This window comes from Streptomyces flavovariabilis (genome assembly GCF_000725785.1).
GTDB lineage: Bacteria > Actinomycetota > Actinomycetes > Streptomycetales > Streptomycetaceae > Streptomyces > Streptomyces hawaiiensis.
The window spans coordinates 277,649-293,247 of the sequence record NZ_JNXD01000011.1; the positions used below are offsets into that span (position 1 = coordinate 277,649).

A 15,599-nucleotide genomic window follows, 5' to 3' on the forward strand; every position below is an offset into this window, starting at 1 on the left:
AGAACCGCATGTCTGAGATCCATCTGCCCAACGCCGAGACCGTCGTGAAGACCGCGACGACCTACGCGAAGGACCTCGCCGAACGGACCATCTGGTCCTTCCTCGGCGGGGCGACCGCCGTGTCCGTGGCCGCAGGTCCCGCCGACATGCTGAACGCATCGTTCTGGCAGGCCGTCGGCGCGGGCGGCCTGGCGGCAGCGTTCGCCCTGCTGAAGGGCGTCGCTGCCCGAGTCGTTGGCCAGAAGAACAGCGCTTCCACGGCGGCGGGCGTCTGATCCGCACGGCGCGTCGGCACGATCTGTAAGGGGGCTCCTTGGACGCCACCACCCTCGGCAGCCTGCTCGTGGGCATAGGCGCGGTCGCGGCCTCCGTGGTGGCGTACCTGGGGAAGCGGGGCGAGAACGCCGTCACCGGCTACAGCTCGCTCACCAACGACCTGCAAGAGGAACGCGACGCTCTGAAGGCCGAGCGGACCGAGTTGAACGCCAAGCTCGCCGAACTGTCCGCACTCCGGGCTGCTGATCAAGCGGAGATCGCCCGGCTCCGCGCACTCATCCCACCCGGAGGACAACCGTGACCCGGACAGAGCGGGCCCTCGCCCGGCGTTGGCGCCCGGTGGCGCTGCTGTGCTGGCTGGTCGCCCTGTCCGGCGCGGTCGTCATCATCTGGGGACGCATCGACGCCGAGACGACCGCACGACATGAGGCGGTTTCTAAGGCGAACCGTGCCGTCGCAGAGGCGAACCGCCGAGGGGAAGCCGTATCCACCCTCGCCACGGACGTGCGCAAGCTGCGTGCTCAGGTGAAAGGCGAGGGCCAGACACCCGTCGCACCTGACCCGTCCGAGGCTGTGGACGGCTTGCCTGAGCGGGCCGAGGTGCCCGTGCCCATCCCCGGCCAGAAGGGCGACCCAGGACGGCCGGGCCAGGACGGCTCACCGGGCGCCGACGGCGAACCCGGCACTGATGGCCCGCCCGGCGACGACGGCGCGCCCGGAACACCGGGCGAGGACGGAGCCCCCGGCGAGCCTGGCACGGACGGAGCCCAGGGACCAGCTGGACCAGAGGGGCCCCAAGGAGCGCAAGGACCACCCGGCCAGCAGGGGCCGCAGGGCGAGCAGGGCCCCCGCGGTGAGCAGGGACCGCCCGGACCGGACTGCCCCGACGACTACTCCCTCCAGGCCCCAAGCTGGGACCCCGACGCGCTCGTGTGCCGCCGTGACGGTGCACCACAGCCGAGCCCCGACGACGGGAGCCCGCTCGCGCTTGCCGTGGCCCTGGGCCCGAACCGCCGCCAGTACTCCTGAACGCTCGTGCCCCCTCTCGCCTTCGGGCGGGAGGGGGCCCTTTCGTTATGCCCGGATACCCTGCCCCCATGATTCGCGCTGTGATCTTCGACGTCGGCGAAACCATCACCCGCGATGACCGGTACTGGGCATCCTGGGCCGACTGGCTCGACGTCCCTCGGCACACCCTGTCCGCGCTCGTCGGCGCGGTCGTTGCCCAGGGCCGCGACAACGCCGACGCCCTGCGCCTCGCTCGGCCCGGCATCGACGTGGCCGCTGAGTACCGGGCACGGGAGGCCGCCGGCCGCGGGGAGCGCCTCGACGAGAGCGATCTGTACGGCGACGTTCGCCCTGCCCTGGCAGAGTTGCAGCGGCTCGGGGCGCGGGTTGTCGTCGCCGGGAACCAGACCGCCCGCGCGGGTGAACTCTTGCGGGCCCTGGACCTGCCGGCCGATTTGGTGGTGACGTCCGGGGAGTGGGGCGTGGCCAAACCCTCCGGGGAGTTCTTCCGACGGGTGATCGATGTGGCCGACGCGGCGCCCGCCGAGACGGTCTACGTCGGCGACCACCCCGCCAACGACGTAATGCCCGCTGCGGCGGCCGGGCTGCGCACTGCGCATCTGCGGCGAGGTCCGTGGGGGCATCTGTGGGCGGACGATCCGAACATCGTGGAGACGGCGGACTGGCGGATCGACAGCCTCATGGATCTGACCGGGATCGTGGGCCAGTAGCTTGCCCCGCCCGGTCGGTGTCGGGCGGGGCAAGCCGGTACCCGCGGCGTGATGTCGCGGCTACCGTTCGGAGTGGACGCACCGAACGGAGCCAGTATGCCCAGCCTCAGCATGCGCGAGGTAGGCCAGCGCATCGCGACGATCCGCCGCGCCCGCCGGATGACGCAGGCCGAACTCGCCCGAGCAGCTTTCGTCTCCCTTGCCACGGTGAAAGCGGTTGAACGCGGCGCCCGCTCACCCAGCGACGACACCCTCGACTCGATCGCCGCCGCGCTCAGCGTCGACCCGAGCCACATCGTCACTGGCAGCACACGCACCGACAGCCGTGTCCGCGCGGCCCTCCCCGGGATCTCCGCAGCGATCGGCGCCTACGACATCCCCACCGACACCAGACCCCGCCCCTTCCCCGAACTCGGGCAGGACGTCGGACAACTGGTGCAGTGGCGTCTCAACGCGCAGTACGCCCGAATCGCCGAGCACACCCCGCGCCTCCTCACCGACTCCCTCGCCGCGCTCCACCACAGCGCTGGCGCCGAGCAGCTGCACGCGGCCCACCTCCTCGCCACCGCCGCCCGCTCAGCCGACGCCGTGGCCTACAAGTTCGGCGCGCGTGACCTCTCGGCCCGCCTGGTGGAACTGATGCGCTGGGCCGCCGGCCAGACCAACGACCGGATCACCCAGGCCACCGCCGCATACGTACGCACCGAGACGTTCTTCGCTGCCCGCGCCCACACCCAGGGCCTCGCGGCACTGGAGCAGGCCATCGACGCCAGCCCCAGCCCGTCGGGCCTGGCCGCGACCGCAGCCCGGGGGGCGCTGCACATGCGGGCCGCAGTCATCGCCGGGCGGGCCGGCGACGCCGACGCCGCTGCTCTGCACCTCGCGGACGCTCGCCGCCTGGGCGACACACTCACCGAAGACGCCTACGACGGCACCCAGTTCGGCCCTGACTCCGTGCGCGCCCACGAGGTATCTGTGGCGGTCAGCCTGGGCCAGGAGCATCTCCAGCAGGCCCTGGACGTGGCGGACGAGTGGACTCCCCCGGCGGACATGCCGGCCGAGAGACAGTCCGGGTTCTGGATCGAACTGTCGCGCGCCCAGGTGTGGGCCGGCCGCCCGGACGACGCCTTCGAGTCGCTAAAGGTCGCCAGGCACATCGCACCCCAGCACACCCGCGAGCACCCCTGGGCTCGCGAGGCCGCTGCCACAGTACGCCGCCTGAAGCGCGCAGACGCCGAGTCGCTGACCAGCTTCGCCGACTGGATCGGCGCCATCTGAAGGGGATACAGCGTGTATCCCTTGTGCCGCTTGTAGCGGCCCATCATCTCTCCGTAGCCACCGGACGGGCAGATGGGAGCCGTGATGAGCAGCCACACAGAGCCGCTGGTCAGGATCCAGGGCTCAGTGAGTATCGCCCGACTGCACGGGCGGGCGTGCTGGTACTGCGGCGCCGTCAGCCGAGCCTTGCACCCGGCAGGCCGCGCCCAGCGCGGGACAGGCCGAGTGTGGAACATCGTGTCCTGCGGATGCCACAAGGCGCCCGTCCAGGACACCGGGCGGGCACGCTGATGCCGGCCGTGGAAGCTGCCGGCACCGGGCCTCTCGCCATGCTGCCGCTGCCGAACGTCTCCTCGCTGTCGAGGCGGCAGACCGAGGGCACGATCTGCGTCTGGTGTGGCGCCGGTCTCATCCCGTACACCGCACGCGACCTCGGCCAGCGGCCGAGCCCCGGCGGGGGACAGATCTTCCCCCGCGGCTGCGGAAGGTGCGTTCGTCAGAAGGCGGCCGAGGTCTACAGGCTCCACGTCTCCCAGTGCGGTGCGTGCCTGCGCAATCAGCCCTGCGCCGACCGAATTGGCCTGCAGCGTCTCGCATCCCAAGGGGTGCCATGAAGCTCTCTGTGCCTCCGACCCAGCTGACGTATCGCCAGTACCAGGGATGGGACTGCTGCTGGTGCAGCGCCTCACTGAGGAACGACGGGGTCAGCGCGGGCGTCTCCCGCGGCGCGGTAGGCGCCCACAAGCTCGACGTCGAGGTGTACGCCTGCCAGCCATGCACCGCCTCACGAAGCCCCCTGCAAGGCATCGCCGGTAGCCGCGGACGCCGCGGCACCTGACCGGCCCCCAGACTCCCGCCCCGGCCCCCAACCCTGGACAGGTCGAGCGCCGGGGCGGGTCGCAACGCTCCACCACGACAACCTCAGGGAGAGGCATGTTCGTTCACTCCGACCGTCTGCCCACCAGCCCCGCGATCCCGCAGGGCCTCGTCACGGCCCGCCCGTGGGGACTCGGCCGCATGGCGCCCTACCCCACCATGGCCCCCACCGCCCGGGCCGAGCTGGACCCGGCCACACAGACCGCCCGGTTCTACGACGGCACCGGCCAGGTGCTGGAGATGGGCAAGCACGGCACCAGCACCGGCACCAACCCGTCGACCGGCACCAGCCCGGACGGCCACGGCGGCGGGGACACCGACACTGGGAACGACACCGACCAGTGAGCGATCCGCGTCCGGTGTTGGTCGTCACCAGCCTGCACGACCCCACCGCCGACGTAGTGATCAGCGAGCTGCACGACCGGGACGTCCCGGTCGTGCGGCTCGACTCGGGGGACTTCCCCGCATCACTGTCGGTGGAGGCAGAGATCACCGAACACGGCCTCCGCGGCCGTCTCCACACGCCCTCCCGCACTGCGGACCTCGCGAACGTGCGCGCCCTGTACTACCGGCGCCCGTCCGGCTTCGCCTTCCCCCACCTCGACGAGCAGGACGCCCGGTTCGCCCTCACCCAAGCCCGGTACGGACTCGGCGGAGTCCTGGCCTCGCTGCCCGGCTGTCTCTACGTGAACCACCCGCACCGCATCGGTGACGCGGAGTTCAAGCCGGCCGGGCTGGCCACGGCCGCGGGAGCCGGGTTCCTGCTCCCGCCCACGCTCATCACCTCAAGCCCCGACGCCGCACGCGAGTTCATCAAGGCGCACGGCTCGATCATCTACAAGCCGCTGTACAACCCGGTCTACCGAGTCGATGGTGTCTCGTCGGTCGTGAAGGTCGCCGAGGTCTCCGCAGACGACATCGACGACGGCATCGGTGGCACCGCGCACCTCTTCCAGGAGCGCGTCCCCAAGGCCGCGGACGTCCGCGTGACCGTCATCGGCGGGGACGTCTTCTGCGTCCGCATCGACTCCGATCTCCTCGACTGGCGCACCGACTACAGCCAGCTCGCCTACACCCCCGTGGAAGCACCACCCGGCATCCGGCCGGCGATCCACCGCTACATGAACCGCTTCAAGCTGGTCTTCGGCGCTTTCGACTTCGCCGTCGGCGAGGACGGCCGATGGTGGTTCCTGGAGTGCAACCCCTCCGGCCAGTGGCACTGGCTGGAAGAGGAGACCGGTCTGCCCATGTGCGCAGCCCTCGCAGACCTCTTGGAGAGGAAGCCGTGACCGATCAGGCACAGCTGCACCAGCAGCTCATTGACAGGATGACGACCAGTGGCAGCCTGCGCACGGAGCCGTGGAAGCGCGCCGCCGCAGCCGTCCCCCGGCACGAGTTCCTGCGCGGCGGCTTCTTCCGGCGCGCGGTCGGCACGGACTTCACCGCGTGGGAGCCTGTCCGGGGAGACGACCCGGACTGGCTGGAGGGCTGCTACGCGGACGAATCGTTGGTGACCCAGATCGCCGGCACGATCGTCCCGAGGGACATCCGCGGCCGGATCACGCGCGAGCCGACCAGCTCCAGCACACTGCCCTCCCTCGTGCTGCGCATGCTGGAGGACCTCCAGGTCGTGGACGGGCACAAGGTCCTAGAGATCGGCACCGGCACCGGCTACTCGACGGCCCTGCTCTGCGCCCGCCTTGGCGAGGAAGCCGTCACCTCGATCGAGTACGACCCGTGGGTAGCCTCGCGGGCCCGGGCGGCCCTCGGCCACCTCGGGACGTACCCGACGCTCATCACCGGCGACGGGCTCCTCGGCCACGGGGCGGGCGCACCCTACGACCGGGTCATCGCCACGTGTGGAGTGCGCACGGTGCCTCAGGCGTGGCTCGAGCAGACCCGGCCGGGCGGCCTGGTCCTGGCGACGATCTGCGGGTGGCTCGGCTCCTCGGAGCTCGCGCGCCTGACGGTTCATGAGGACGGTACGGCGTCCGGTCCGCTGCTGGGCGGGGCCGTGTCCTTCATGCTGGCGCGGCCGCACACCCCACCGCCACTCGGTCTGCTCCCCGACCTCGGCGACGGCAAGGAACGCGAGACCGCCATCGGGGCCGAGGTTCTGGGGAATTGGACGTCCCGGTTCGTCGTGCAGCTCGCCGTGCCGGGCGCCCAGCGACTGACGATGCAGCACGAAGGGCGGGACGAGGACGTCCTGGTCGACGTCGACACCGGATCGTGGGCCTCGGTGTATTCGGAGGGCGGCCGCTGGCTGGTCCGGCAGGGCGGTCCGGAGCCTTTGTGGGACGGCGTGGAGGAACAGTTCAGCAGCTGGTGCGCGGCCGGCGCGCCGCAGCTGGAGGAGTTCACGGTGAGCGTCACCCCGGAGGGGCAGACGATTCGCTGGTAGTTGCCACCAGCTCAGCGAGCTGTACACCGATCGCGTCGGCGATCCGAATGAGGGTGTCCAGCCTGGGCGACGCGTGTCCCTGCTCGATACGGCTGTACGTCGCCACGTCGATGCCTGACCGGCCGCAGACTGCCTGCTGGGTGAGGTTGTGGTACTCGCGTACGCGGCGGATCTGAGCGCCCACAGCGCGCCGGCGGGCGACGACTCGGTCGTCGGGCGGGATGGGACGTGGCACGCGTCCACGCTCCCGGCCCCATGATCAATTGTGATTAGGGTCGACCCTAATTTGTGTGATCTTGTTGCGCACGGGTACCTCGGCGAACTGCTGCCGATGCGATGAACCCCCGGGCCGCATGCCGGCCCGGGCGGCGGGGCGGTGTGATGTGCGTCCACTGCTCCCGCGAGGCGCTGGCCAAATATGGCTGAGCGCGGCCGCCCCACTCTCCGTATAGGAGGGTGGGGCGGTCTAGTCTTTTCCAGACGCCCCCTGCCGAGCTAAGCGGCAGGGGGCGCCGTTCCGGTCGGAGGCCTCCCGAGCTCTCCGACCGGGCTTTGATCTGGGGTTGTGCGTCAGGCAGACGGGGTGATCACGTCCACCTCCCCAGCCTGCACTTTACCCACGCATGGCCGGTTTTACAGGCAGCAGGAAGCGGTTACACAGAGACTGCACAGGGAGTTCGACCGATCTTGTGCATGTATGCACCTGCTACTACCGAGTAGATCAAGACAAATAATCCGACCGGTCGCCCGCTTTTGAGGGGACCGTCGCCGACGTGGCGTTGCGGCAAGATCACTGCCCGCCACTTCGGATGAACGTTCGACTAGACTCCAGGCAGACTCCGGCCGGGCTCGGGAGGTTCCGGCCGGACGGCAGCGCGCCCCCTGCCGCGTGAATCGACAGGGGGCGCGCTGCAAGCGTAGACCGAGGGTCCGACATCCGACCGGCGGGAGGATTGGACGCTCCTGCCAGATCTGCGGCGTCGCCTTCGTGTGCTCGCGTCGGCTGACCTAACCCAACTCGGCGGGGTTACGGGGTAGTAGCGGGGTAACAAGATCAACACATGTAGAAGCCCGGTAGATCCTGAGGACCTAACGGGCTTCTCACCTGGCGCTTTGCCACTGTGGGGCTAACAGGATTTGAACCTGTGGCCTCATCCTTATCAGGGATGCGCTCTAACCAACTGAGCTATAGCCCCGCCGCGCTCTGCGGTGTGTGTCCCGCGCGCTGACTCCTGAAGATTAGCGCACGACATGGGCAGTCCCAAAATCGGTTGTCGGGACAACGCCAGAGGACGTCACTCGTCCTCGGCGAGCGTCAGCTCGACGCCGCCCACGAAGCCCGCGGACAGGTTGTAGATGAACGCGCCGAGCGTCGCGAGGGCCGTCGCCAGGACGACGTCGATGACCGCGATGACCGACGCGAACAGCAGGACGTTCGGCAGCGACAGGAAGGCCTGCAGGTCGAAGCCGTTGGACTCGTTCGAGCCGGTGGCCTCGGAGATCGTGCCGCCGACCGTCGAGAAGACGCCCATCGCGTCCATGACCATCCACAGCACGGCGGCCGCGACGATCGTGCAGATGCCCAGGGCGATGGAGAGCAGGAAGCTGACCTTCATCACCGACCACGGGTCGGCCTTCGCCACCCGCAGCCGCGCCTTGCGCACGCGCGGCACGGTGCGCGCTCCCGTGCGGGGGCGCCGTACGGCACCGGTATCGGTGCCGGCGCCCGCATCGGCCGCCGCCTGCTGCGCCGGGTAGGCCTGCGGCGGGTGGTACGGGCCGGCCGGCTGCTGCGTCTGCCGTTCCCCGGGCAGGGGCGAGGCCGTGGCCGGCTCCTGCGCGGCAGGCTGCGGCTGCGCGCCTGAGGCGGACGGGCCCGCGCCTGCCTTGTGCTGCTTGGTCTGCGGACCTCGGGTGTCCGTCACAGTTCCCCCCTGGGATCCATGCGAGTCAGGCGAGGGCGTGTCCTTGGTCGGGGACTTGATCGCCTTCAGGTTGGTCGTGTGCGGGTCCGCCGCACGCGCGGCGGAGCCACGGCCGCCGTCGTCCGCTTCCGTACCCCTCGAGGTACCGGCCGGTCCGGCGCCCGTGGCTCCGCTCACGCTGACTCACTCCTCATGCCTACTCGGCCGAGGGCGCCTCACCCTCGTCCGTGCCGGTGACAACGGCACCCTCGGCGGTGTCGTCGACGACCACGTCGCCGTCGACCTCCTCCGCCTCGCGTCCCGCCTCGGCGTTGCGAGCGACGCCCACGACGGCATCGCGCTTGCCCAGATTGATCAGTTGGACGCCCATGGTGTCACGGCCGGTTTCCCTGATCTCGTTGACTCGCGTACGAATCACACCGCCCGACAGCGTGATGGCGAGGATCTCGTCGGTCTCCTCGACCACCAGCGCGCCGACGAGGGACCCACGGTCCTCGACGATCTTGGCGGCCTTGATGCCGAGGCCACCGCGACCCTGGACGCGGTACTCGTCGACGTTGGTCCGCTTCGCGTACCCGCCGTCTGTGGCAGTGAACACGAACGTACCGGGTCGAACAACATTCATCGAGAGCAGCTCGTCACCCTCGCGGAAGCTCATGCCCTTGACACCCGAGGTGGCGCGGCCCATGGGACGCAGAGTGTCGTCCGATGCGGTGAACCTGATCGACTGCGCCTTTTTGCTGATCAGAAGCAGATCGTCATCCGCCGAGACCAGTTCGGCACCGATCAGTTCGTCGTCCGAACCGTCCTGCCCCTCACGGAGGTTGATGGCGATCACACCGCCGGAACGGGGCGAATCGTAATCCTTCAGAGGCGTCTTCTTCACAAGTCCGGCCTTGGTGGCGAGCACGAGGTAGGGGACCGCCTCGTAGTCGCGGATCGCCAGGATCTCGGCGATCGCCTCGTCCGGCTGGAAGGCGAGCAGGTTCGCGACGTGCTGACCGCGCGCGTCCCGGCCGGCGTCGGGCAGCTCGTAGCCCTTGACCCGGTAGACGCGGCCCTTGTTGGTGAAGAACAGCAGCCAGTGGTGCGTGGTGGACACGAAGAAGTGGTCGACGATGTCGTCTTCCTTGAGCTTCGTGCCGCGCACGCCCTTGCCGCCGCGCTTCTGGGCGCGGTAGTCGTCGGTCTTGGTGCGCTTGATGTAGCCGCCCCGGGTGACCGTGACGACGATGTCCTCCTCGGCGATCAGGTCCTCGATGGACATGTCGCCCTCGTAGGGGATCAGCGTCGTCTTGCGGTCGTCGCCGAACTTCTCGACGATCGCGGCCAGTTCTGCGCTGACGATGCCGCGCTGGCGGACCGGGGAGGCGAGGATCTCGTTGTACTCGTTGATCTTCGCCTGGAGCTCGTCGTGCTCCTGGACGATCTTCTGGCGCTCCAGGGCGGCCAGTCGCCGCAGCTGCATCTCGAGGATGGCATTGGCCTGGATCTCGTCGATCTCCAGCAGGCTCATCAGGCCGCCGCGGGCGATGTCGACGGTGTCGCTGCGCCGGATCAGCGCGATGACCTCGTCGATGGCGTCCAGGGCCTTCAGCAGGCCGCGCAGGATGTGCGCCCGCTCCTCGGCCTTGCGCAGCCGGAAGCGCGTACGGCGGACGATGACCTCGATCTGGTGCGTCACCCAGTGCCGGATGAACGCGTCGAGAGAGAGCGTGCGCGGCACACCGTCCACCAGCGCCAGCATGTTGGCGCCGAAGTTCGTCTGCAGGTCGGTGTGCTTGTACAGGTTGTTCAGCACGACCTTGGCGACCGCGTCCCGCTTCAGCACGATGACCAGGCGCTGGCCCGTGCGCGAGGAGGTCTCGTCACGGACGTCCGCGATGCCGCCGATCTTGCCGTCCTTGACCAGGTCGGCGATCTTCTGGGCGAGGTTGTCCGGGTTGACCTGGTACGGGAGTTCCGTGACGACCAGGCACTGGCGGTTCTGGATCTCCTCGACCTCGACGACCGCGCGCATCGTGATGGAGCCGCGGCCGGTGCGGTACGCCTCCTCGATGCCCCGGCGGCCGACGACGAGCGCACCGGTCGGGAAGTCCGGGCCCTTGATGCGCTCGATCAGCGCGTCCAGCAGCTCCTCGTGGGAGGCCTCGGGGTTCTCCAGGTACCACTGGGCACCGGAGGCGACCTCGCGCAGGTTGTGCGGCGGGATGTTGGTCGCCATGCCGACCGCGATACCGGCCGAGCCGTTGATCAGCAGGTTCGGGAAGCGGGCCGGCAGGACGGTCGGCTCCTGGGAGCGGCCGTCGTAGTTGTCCGTGAAATCGACGGTCTCCTCGTCGATGTCGCGGACCATCTCCATCGACAGCGGCGCCATCTTGCACTCGGTGTACCGCATCGCCGCGGCCGGGTCGTTGCCCGGGGAGCCGAAGTTGCCGTTGGAGTCGACGAGCGGCATGCGCATCGACCACGACTGGGCGAGGCGCACCAGCGCGTCGTAGATGGAGGAGTCGCCGTGCGGGTGGTAGTTGCCCATGACGTCGCCGACGACGCGGGCACACTTGTAGAAGCCGCGCTCGGGCCGGTAGCCGCCGTCGTACATGGCGTACAGCACACGGCGGTGGACGGGCTTGAGGCCGTCGCGGACGTCCGGCAGCGCTCGCGAGACGATGACGGACATCGCGTAGTCGAGGTACGAGCGCTGCATCTCCGTCTCGAGCCCGACGGGCTCGACGCGCATGGCCAGGGCGTCACCCTCGGGCGTCGTCACGGGAGTGTTCTCGTCGGTCATTGCTGGTGAAGATCCTTCCTGGTGCGGTCAGCTGAGACCGACTCAGATGTCGAGGAAGCGGACGTCCTTGGCGTTGCGCTGGATGAACGCGCGTCGGGCCTCGACGTCCTCGCCCATGAGGACCGAGAACAGGTCGTCGGCCTGGGCGGCGTCGTCGAGGGTGACCTGGCCGAGGACGCGGTGCTCCTGGTCCATGGTCGTGATGCGCAGTTCCTCGGCGTTCATCTCGCCGAGACCCTTGAAGCGCTGCACGGAGTCGTCCCTGATGCGCTTGCCCGCGTTGCGGCCCATCTCGATCAGGGCGTCACGCTCGCGGTCGGAGTACGCGTACTCGAAGTCGTCCTTGCCCCACTTGATCTTGTAGAGCGGCGGGCGGGAGAGGTACACGTGCCCGGCCTCGACCAGGGGCCGCATGAAGCGGAACAGGAAGGTCAGCAGCAGGGTGTTGATGTGCTGGCCGTCGACGTCGGCGTCCGCCATCAGGATGATCTTGTGATAGCGCAGCTTCTCGATGTCGAAGTCCTCGTGGACTCCGGTGCCGAACGCCGAGATCAGCGCCTGGATCTCCTGGTTCTGCAGGATCTTGTCGATCCGCGCCTTCTCGACGTTCAGGATCTTGCCGCGGATCGGGAGGATCGCCTGGTACTGCGGGTTGCGGCCGGACTTGGCCGAACCGCCGGCGGAGTCACCCTCGACGATGAAGATCTCGCACTTGGTGGGATCGTTCGACTGGCAGTCGGAGAGCTTGCCCGGCAGGGACGCCGTCTCCAGCAGGCCCTTGCGGCGGGTGAGGTCACGGGCCTTGCGGGCCGCCACGCGCGCGGTGGCCGCCTGGATGCCCTTGCGGATGATGTCCGCGGCCTCGTTCGGGTTCCGGTCCAGCCAGTCCGCGAGGTGCTCGTACACGACCTTCTGCACGAAGGTCTTGACCTCGGTGTTGCCCAGCTTGGTCTTCGTCTGCCCCTCGAACTGGGGCTCGCTCAGCTTGACCGAGATGATCGCCGTCAGACCCTCGCGGATGTCGTCACCCGTGAGGTTGTCGTCCTTCTCGCGCAGCAGCCTCTTGTCGCGCGCGTACTTGTTGATCAGCGAGGTCAGCGCGGAGCGGAAGCCCTCTTCGTGCGTACCGCCCTCGTGGGTGTGGATGATGTTGGCGAAGGAGTACACGCCTTCGGTGTAGCCGCCGTTCCACTGCATGGCGACCTCGAGGGACAGGCTCTTGTCCTTGTCCTCGGCCTCCAGGTCGATCACAGTGGGGTGCACCAGGTCTCCCTTGCGGGAGTTCAGGTACTTCACGAAGTCGACGATGCCGCCCTCGTAGTGGTACGAGACGCTCTTGACCTCGTGCTTCTCGTCCTCGCCCGCCTCGTCCGCGCCGGCGGTGGCCTTCGCCGACTCACGCTCGTCGGTGAGGTTGATCTTCAGACCCTTGTTGAGGAACGCCATCTCCTGGAAGCGCCGGGAGAGCGTCTCGAAGGAGTAGTCGGTGGTCTCGAAGATGTCGCCGTCGGCCCAGAAGGTGACCGACGTGCCGGTCTCTTCAGTGGCCTCGTGCCGAGCGAGCGGTGCCGTGGGGACACCCAGCTTGTAGTCCTGCGTCCAGCGGTAGCCGTCCGTCCTGACCTCCACGGCGACCCTCGTGGACAGGGCGTTGACGACGGAGACACCCACGCCGTGCAGACCACCGGAGACCGCGTAACCGCCGCCGCCGAACTTGCCGCCCGCGTGCAGCACGGTCAGCACGACCTCGACGGCGGGCTTGCCCTCGGACGGGACGATGCCCACCGGGATGCCACGGCCGTTGTCGACGACCCGGACACCGCCGTCGGCGAGGATCGTCACGTCGATGGTGTCCGCGTGACCGGCCAGCGCCTCGTCGACGGAGTTGTCCACGACCTCCTGCACCAGGTGGTGCAGGCCGCGCTCACCGGTCGAGCCGATGTACATGCCGGGTCGCTTGCGGACCGCGTCCAGACCCTCGAGGACGGTGATGGCACTGGCGTCGTACGAGGCGGTGACCTCGCCGTTGGAGGTGATCGCCTCGCTGGTCACGCCTGCGTCGGTGGACGGGATGTTCTCGTTGGGGTTGCCGGAATCGGCCACGAAGCGCCCTTTCTGGCACAGCACGAGCCAGGCTCGTCGGCGGGTTGCCGGAGCGGCTGCGGCATGTTGCGTTGGTAAGCCTTGATCAGCGTTGCTCAGCTTTTCCCGGACGGTCCCCACGATTGGGGCGGGATTGCTTCCAGTCTACCGGTAGCACTGACACTGATGGGGGTTTGCCGGTACCTGAGTCCGCATGTGCCGCCCTCGACGGGTCTTGTCCGACTCCCGATATACGGATGGGGGCTCCAAGAGGCTCACGGAGGCACTCAGAGCTTCGGGCCGTCAACCCTTGGCTACTTCGGAGTCAGGTCGCGATTCGCAACCGTGTGCGGGCACACGACGGGAGGGCCGCCGACGCCACGAAAGGGCAGACGGAAGCCCTCGATGTGATGTCAGTCACGTGCTGTCGACAGGTGGGAAACCAGTGCCGAACAGCCAGGGGTGCGGGCGGGAGACCGGGGCCGATCAGCCGTGGACACGGGCGGAAACCGGCGCCGGTCAACCGTAGGTGTCGCCCGGACCGGTGCTGCCGGGGGCGCGCAGCGGCCCGTAGCGGCGCGCGGGGCCGCCGGGGCCCTGCACCTTGATCAGCTTCACCCTGCCGTGCCCCAGGTCCTCGTTGAGACGCGCGACCAGCGTGGGCGCGAGCAGCCGGAGATTCGTCGCCCAGGCCGTCGAGTCGCAGCGCACCGTCAGGACACATTCGTCCTCGTCGTACCGCTCCGGCTCACAGTGCTTGGCCACGTCCTCGCCGACGATCTGCGGCCAGCGGCCCATCACACCGCCCACCGCGGCCGGCGCCTCCCAGCCGCGTTCGGTGATCAGCCGGTTGATCGCGGAGCCGAGCGCCATGGGGTCGCGCCCGTCGGCACGCGCGCCGGAGCGCAGACCACCGCCGCGGCGCGCCTGCTTCTTCTGCTGCGCCGCGTCCCCACGCGCGCGTGCGGCGTCCTTCGCGGCGCGCAGCGCCACCCGCGCGAGGTCGACGCCGGAGGGCTCCGGGGGCTTGGAGGGCTTGGGGACGCCGACGGGTGTGTTCTCCGTCATACGCGCTCCACCGTCCCCTCGGACACGGCGAACCGCGTCCCGGACAGCACATGCGGTACGTCGTCGTCGACCGCGGCCGTCACCAGGACCTGCTCACCGGGCGCGACCAGTTCGGCGAGGCGCTCACGGCGGCGGGTGTCCAGCTCCGCGAAGACGTCGTCGAGTACCAGCACCGGCTCGTTGCCCTCTGCTCTGAGCAGGTCGTACGAGGCCAGGCGCAGCGCCAGCGCGTAGGACCAGGACTCGCCGTGGGAGGCGTAGCCCTTGGCGGGGAGCTGGCCGAGCTTGAGCTGAAGATCGTCCCGGTGCGGGCCGATCAGTGTGACGCCGCGCTCGATCTCCTGCTTGCGGGCCTCGGCGAGTGCGGCCGTCAACTGCTCGAAGAGGTCCTCACGGGTGTGCGCCTCGCCCGGCGCGGACGGCTTGTACTCCAACGCGACCGGGCCGCCGCCGGGGGCGAGTTGCTCATAGGCCTTGTCGGCCAGCGGCTGGATCGTGGCGATCAGGTCCAACCGCTGGGCGAGCAACTCGGCGCCCACGCGGGCGAGATGCTGGTCCCAGACGTCAAGGGTGGACATGTCCATGGTGCGACCGCCGTGCCGACGGGCCAGCGCCGCCGACTTCAGCAGGGTGTTGCGCTGCTTGAGGACCCGGTCGTAGTCGGAGCGGACCCCGGCCATGCGCGGCGAGCGCGCGGTGATCAGCTCGTCGAGGAAACGGCGCCGCTCACCGGGATCGCCTTTGACCAGCGCGAGATCCTCGGGCGCGAACAGCACCGTCCGAACGATGCCCAGCACGTCACGCGGCTTGACCTGCGAGGACCTGTTGATGCGGGCCCGATTGGCACGCCCCGGGTTCAACTCGAGCTCGACCAGCTGCTGCCGTTCGCCCTGCCGGACCTGGGCCCGGATGATCGCGCGCTCGGCACCCATGCGAACCAGGGGGGCGTCGGAGGAGACCCGGTGGCTGCCGAGGGTGGCGAGATAGCCGACGGCCTCGACGAGGTTGGTCTTGCCCTGCCCGTTCGGCCCGACGAAGGCCGTCACCCCCGGGTCCAGCGGGACCTCGACCCGGGGGTACGAGCGGAAGTCGGCCAGCGACAGATGCGTGACGTGCATGGTTGTTTCGCCGACCTCCCTGGACGTTCGTGGACTGCCGTA

General features: G+C 69.2%; 14 protein-coding genes and 1 tRNA gene. 8 read left to right on the plus strand and 7 right to left on the minus strand.

The features are described from left to right. The first annotated feature begins 8 nt into the window (after positions 1–8). The 8 genes from IO24_RS0120685 (at position 9) to tgmC (ending at position 6,573) form a co-directional block, all read left to right on the plus strand. Positions 9–275, plus strand: a complete 267-nt coding sequence (locus tag IO24_RS0120685; protein WP_031137647.1) for a hypothetical protein — start codon at positions 9–11, stop codon at positions 273–275. A 38-nt stretch (positions 276–313) separates the two neighbouring features. Further along, positions 314–577 (plus strand): MreC domain-containing protein, encoded by a 264-nt coding sequence (locus tag IO24_RS0120690; RefSeq protein WP_031137648.1) that lies wholly within the window; start codon positions 314–316, stop codon positions 575–577. Continuing rightward, entirely contained in the window at positions 574–1,305 is a 732-nt protein-coding gene (locus IO24_RS43185; RefSeq protein WP_078899080.1) for a collagen-like domain-containing protein, read from the plus strand. Before IO24_RS0120690 ends, IO24_RS43185 begins: the two co-directional genes overlap by 4 nt. A 68-nt stretch (positions 1,306–1,373) precedes the next feature. Beyond that, a complete protein-coding gene (locus IO24_RS0120695; RefSeq protein ID WP_031137649.1) occupies positions 1,374–2,015 on the plus strand; it encodes an HAD family hydrolase in 642 nt (213 codons plus the stop codon). Between the two features lie 96 nt (positions 2,016–2,111). Beyond that, positions 2,112–3,293 carry a helix-turn-helix domain-containing protein gene (locus IO24_RS0120700; RefSeq protein ID WP_031137650.1) on the plus strand — a complete coding sequence of 394 codons (1,182 nt, stop codon included), beginning with the start codon at positions 2,112–2,114 and terminating at the stop codon, positions 3,291–3,293. Between the two features lie 933 nt (positions 3,294–4,226). After that, entirely contained in the window at positions 4,227–4,514 is a 288-nt protein-coding gene (gene tgmA / locus IO24_RS0120710; protein WP_031137652.1) for a putative ATP-grasp-modified RiPP, read from the plus strand. Beyond that, positions 4,511–5,458, plus strand: a complete 948-nt coding sequence (tgmB, locus tag IO24_RS0120715; RefSeq protein WP_031137653.1) for an ATP-grasp ribosomal peptide maturase — start codon at positions 4,511–4,513, stop codon at positions 5,456–5,458. The genes tgmA and tgmB overlap by 4 nt, the downstream gene beginning before the upstream one ends. Then, entirely contained in the window at positions 5,455–6,573 is a 1,119-nt protein-coding gene (gene tgmC, locus IO24_RS0120720; protein WP_031137654.1) for an ATP-grasp peptide maturase system methyltransferase, read from the plus strand. Before tgmB ends, tgmC begins: the two co-directional genes overlap by 4 nt. Here tgmC and IO24_RS43195 read toward each other — a convergent pair. The 7 genes from IO24_RS43195 to recF form a co-directional block, all read right to left on the minus strand. After that, a complete protein-coding gene (locus IO24_RS43195; RefSeq protein WP_031137655.1) occupies positions 6,542–6,808 on the minus strand; it encodes a helix-turn-helix domain-containing protein in 267 nt (88 codons plus the stop codon). The two genes, tgmC and IO24_RS43195, sit on opposite strands and share 32 nt — an antisense overlap. An 887-nt stretch (positions 6,809–7,695) precedes the next feature. Beyond that, positions 7,696–7,769: transfer RNA gene (locus IO24_RS0120730), tRNA-Ile, on the minus strand. 99 nt (positions 7,770–7,868) lie between these two features. Further along, positions 7,869–8,675, minus strand: a complete 807-nt coding sequence (locus tag IO24_RS0120735) for a DUF3566 domain-containing protein (RefSeq protein ID WP_031137656.1) — start codon at positions 8,673–8,675, stop codon at positions 7,869–7,871. 19 nt (positions 8,676–8,694) lie between these two features. Then, positions 8,695–11,289, minus strand: a complete 2,595-nt coding sequence (gene gyrA / locus IO24_RS0120740) for a DNA gyrase subunit A (RefSeq protein ID WP_031137657.1) — start codon at positions 11,287–11,289, stop codon at positions 8,695–8,697. Between the two features lie 42 nt (positions 11,290–11,331). Beyond that, complete coding sequence (gene gyrB, locus IO24_RS0120745; protein ID WP_199808815.1) at positions 11,332–13,392, minus strand: DNA topoisomerase (ATP-hydrolyzing) subunit B; 2,061 nt, start codon at positions 13,390–13,392, stop codon at positions 11,332–11,334. A 498-nt stretch (positions 13,393–13,890) separates the two neighbouring features. Beyond that, positions 13,891–14,439, minus strand: coding sequence for a DciA family protein (locus IO24_RS0120750; protein WP_031137659.1), 549 nt, complete (start codon positions 14,437–14,439; stop codon positions 13,891–13,893). Further along, positions 14,436–15,557, minus strand: coding sequence for a DNA replication/repair protein RecF (recF, locus tag IO24_RS0120755; RefSeq protein WP_031137660.1), 1,122 nt, complete (start codon positions 15,555–15,557; stop codon positions 14,436–14,438). The genes IO24_RS0120750 and recF overlap by 4 nt, the downstream gene beginning before the upstream one ends. Positions 15,558–15,599 lie beyond the last annotated feature (42 nt).

Coding starts and splice junctions, on each gene's coding strand:
- IO24_RS0120685 (WP_031137647.1), top strand. CDS start 9: ATGTCTGAGATCCATCTGCCCAACGCCGAGACCGTCGTGAAGACCGCG.
- IO24_RS0120695 (WP_031137649.1), top strand. CDS start 1,374: ATGATTCGCGCTGTGATCTTCGACGTCGGCGAAACCATCACCCGCGAT.
- IO24_RS0120700 (WP_031137650.1), top strand. CDS start 2,112: ATGCCCAGCCTCAGCATGCGCGAGGTAGGCCAGCGCATCGCGACGATC.
- tgmA (WP_031137652.1), top strand. CDS start 4,227: ATGTTCGTTCACTCCGACCGTCTGCCCACCAGCCCCGCGATCCCGCAG.
- gyrA (WP_031137657.1), bottom strand. CDS start 11,289: ATGACCGACGAGAACACTCCCGTGACGACGCCCGAGGGTGACGCCCTG.
- IO24_RS0120750 (WP_031137659.1), bottom strand. CDS start 14,439: ATGACGGAGAACACACCCGTCGGCGTCCCCAAGCCCTCCAAGCCCCCG.
- recF (WP_031137660.1), bottom strand. CDS start 15,557: ATGCACGTCACGCATCTGTCGCTGGCCGACTTCCGCTCGTACCCCCGG.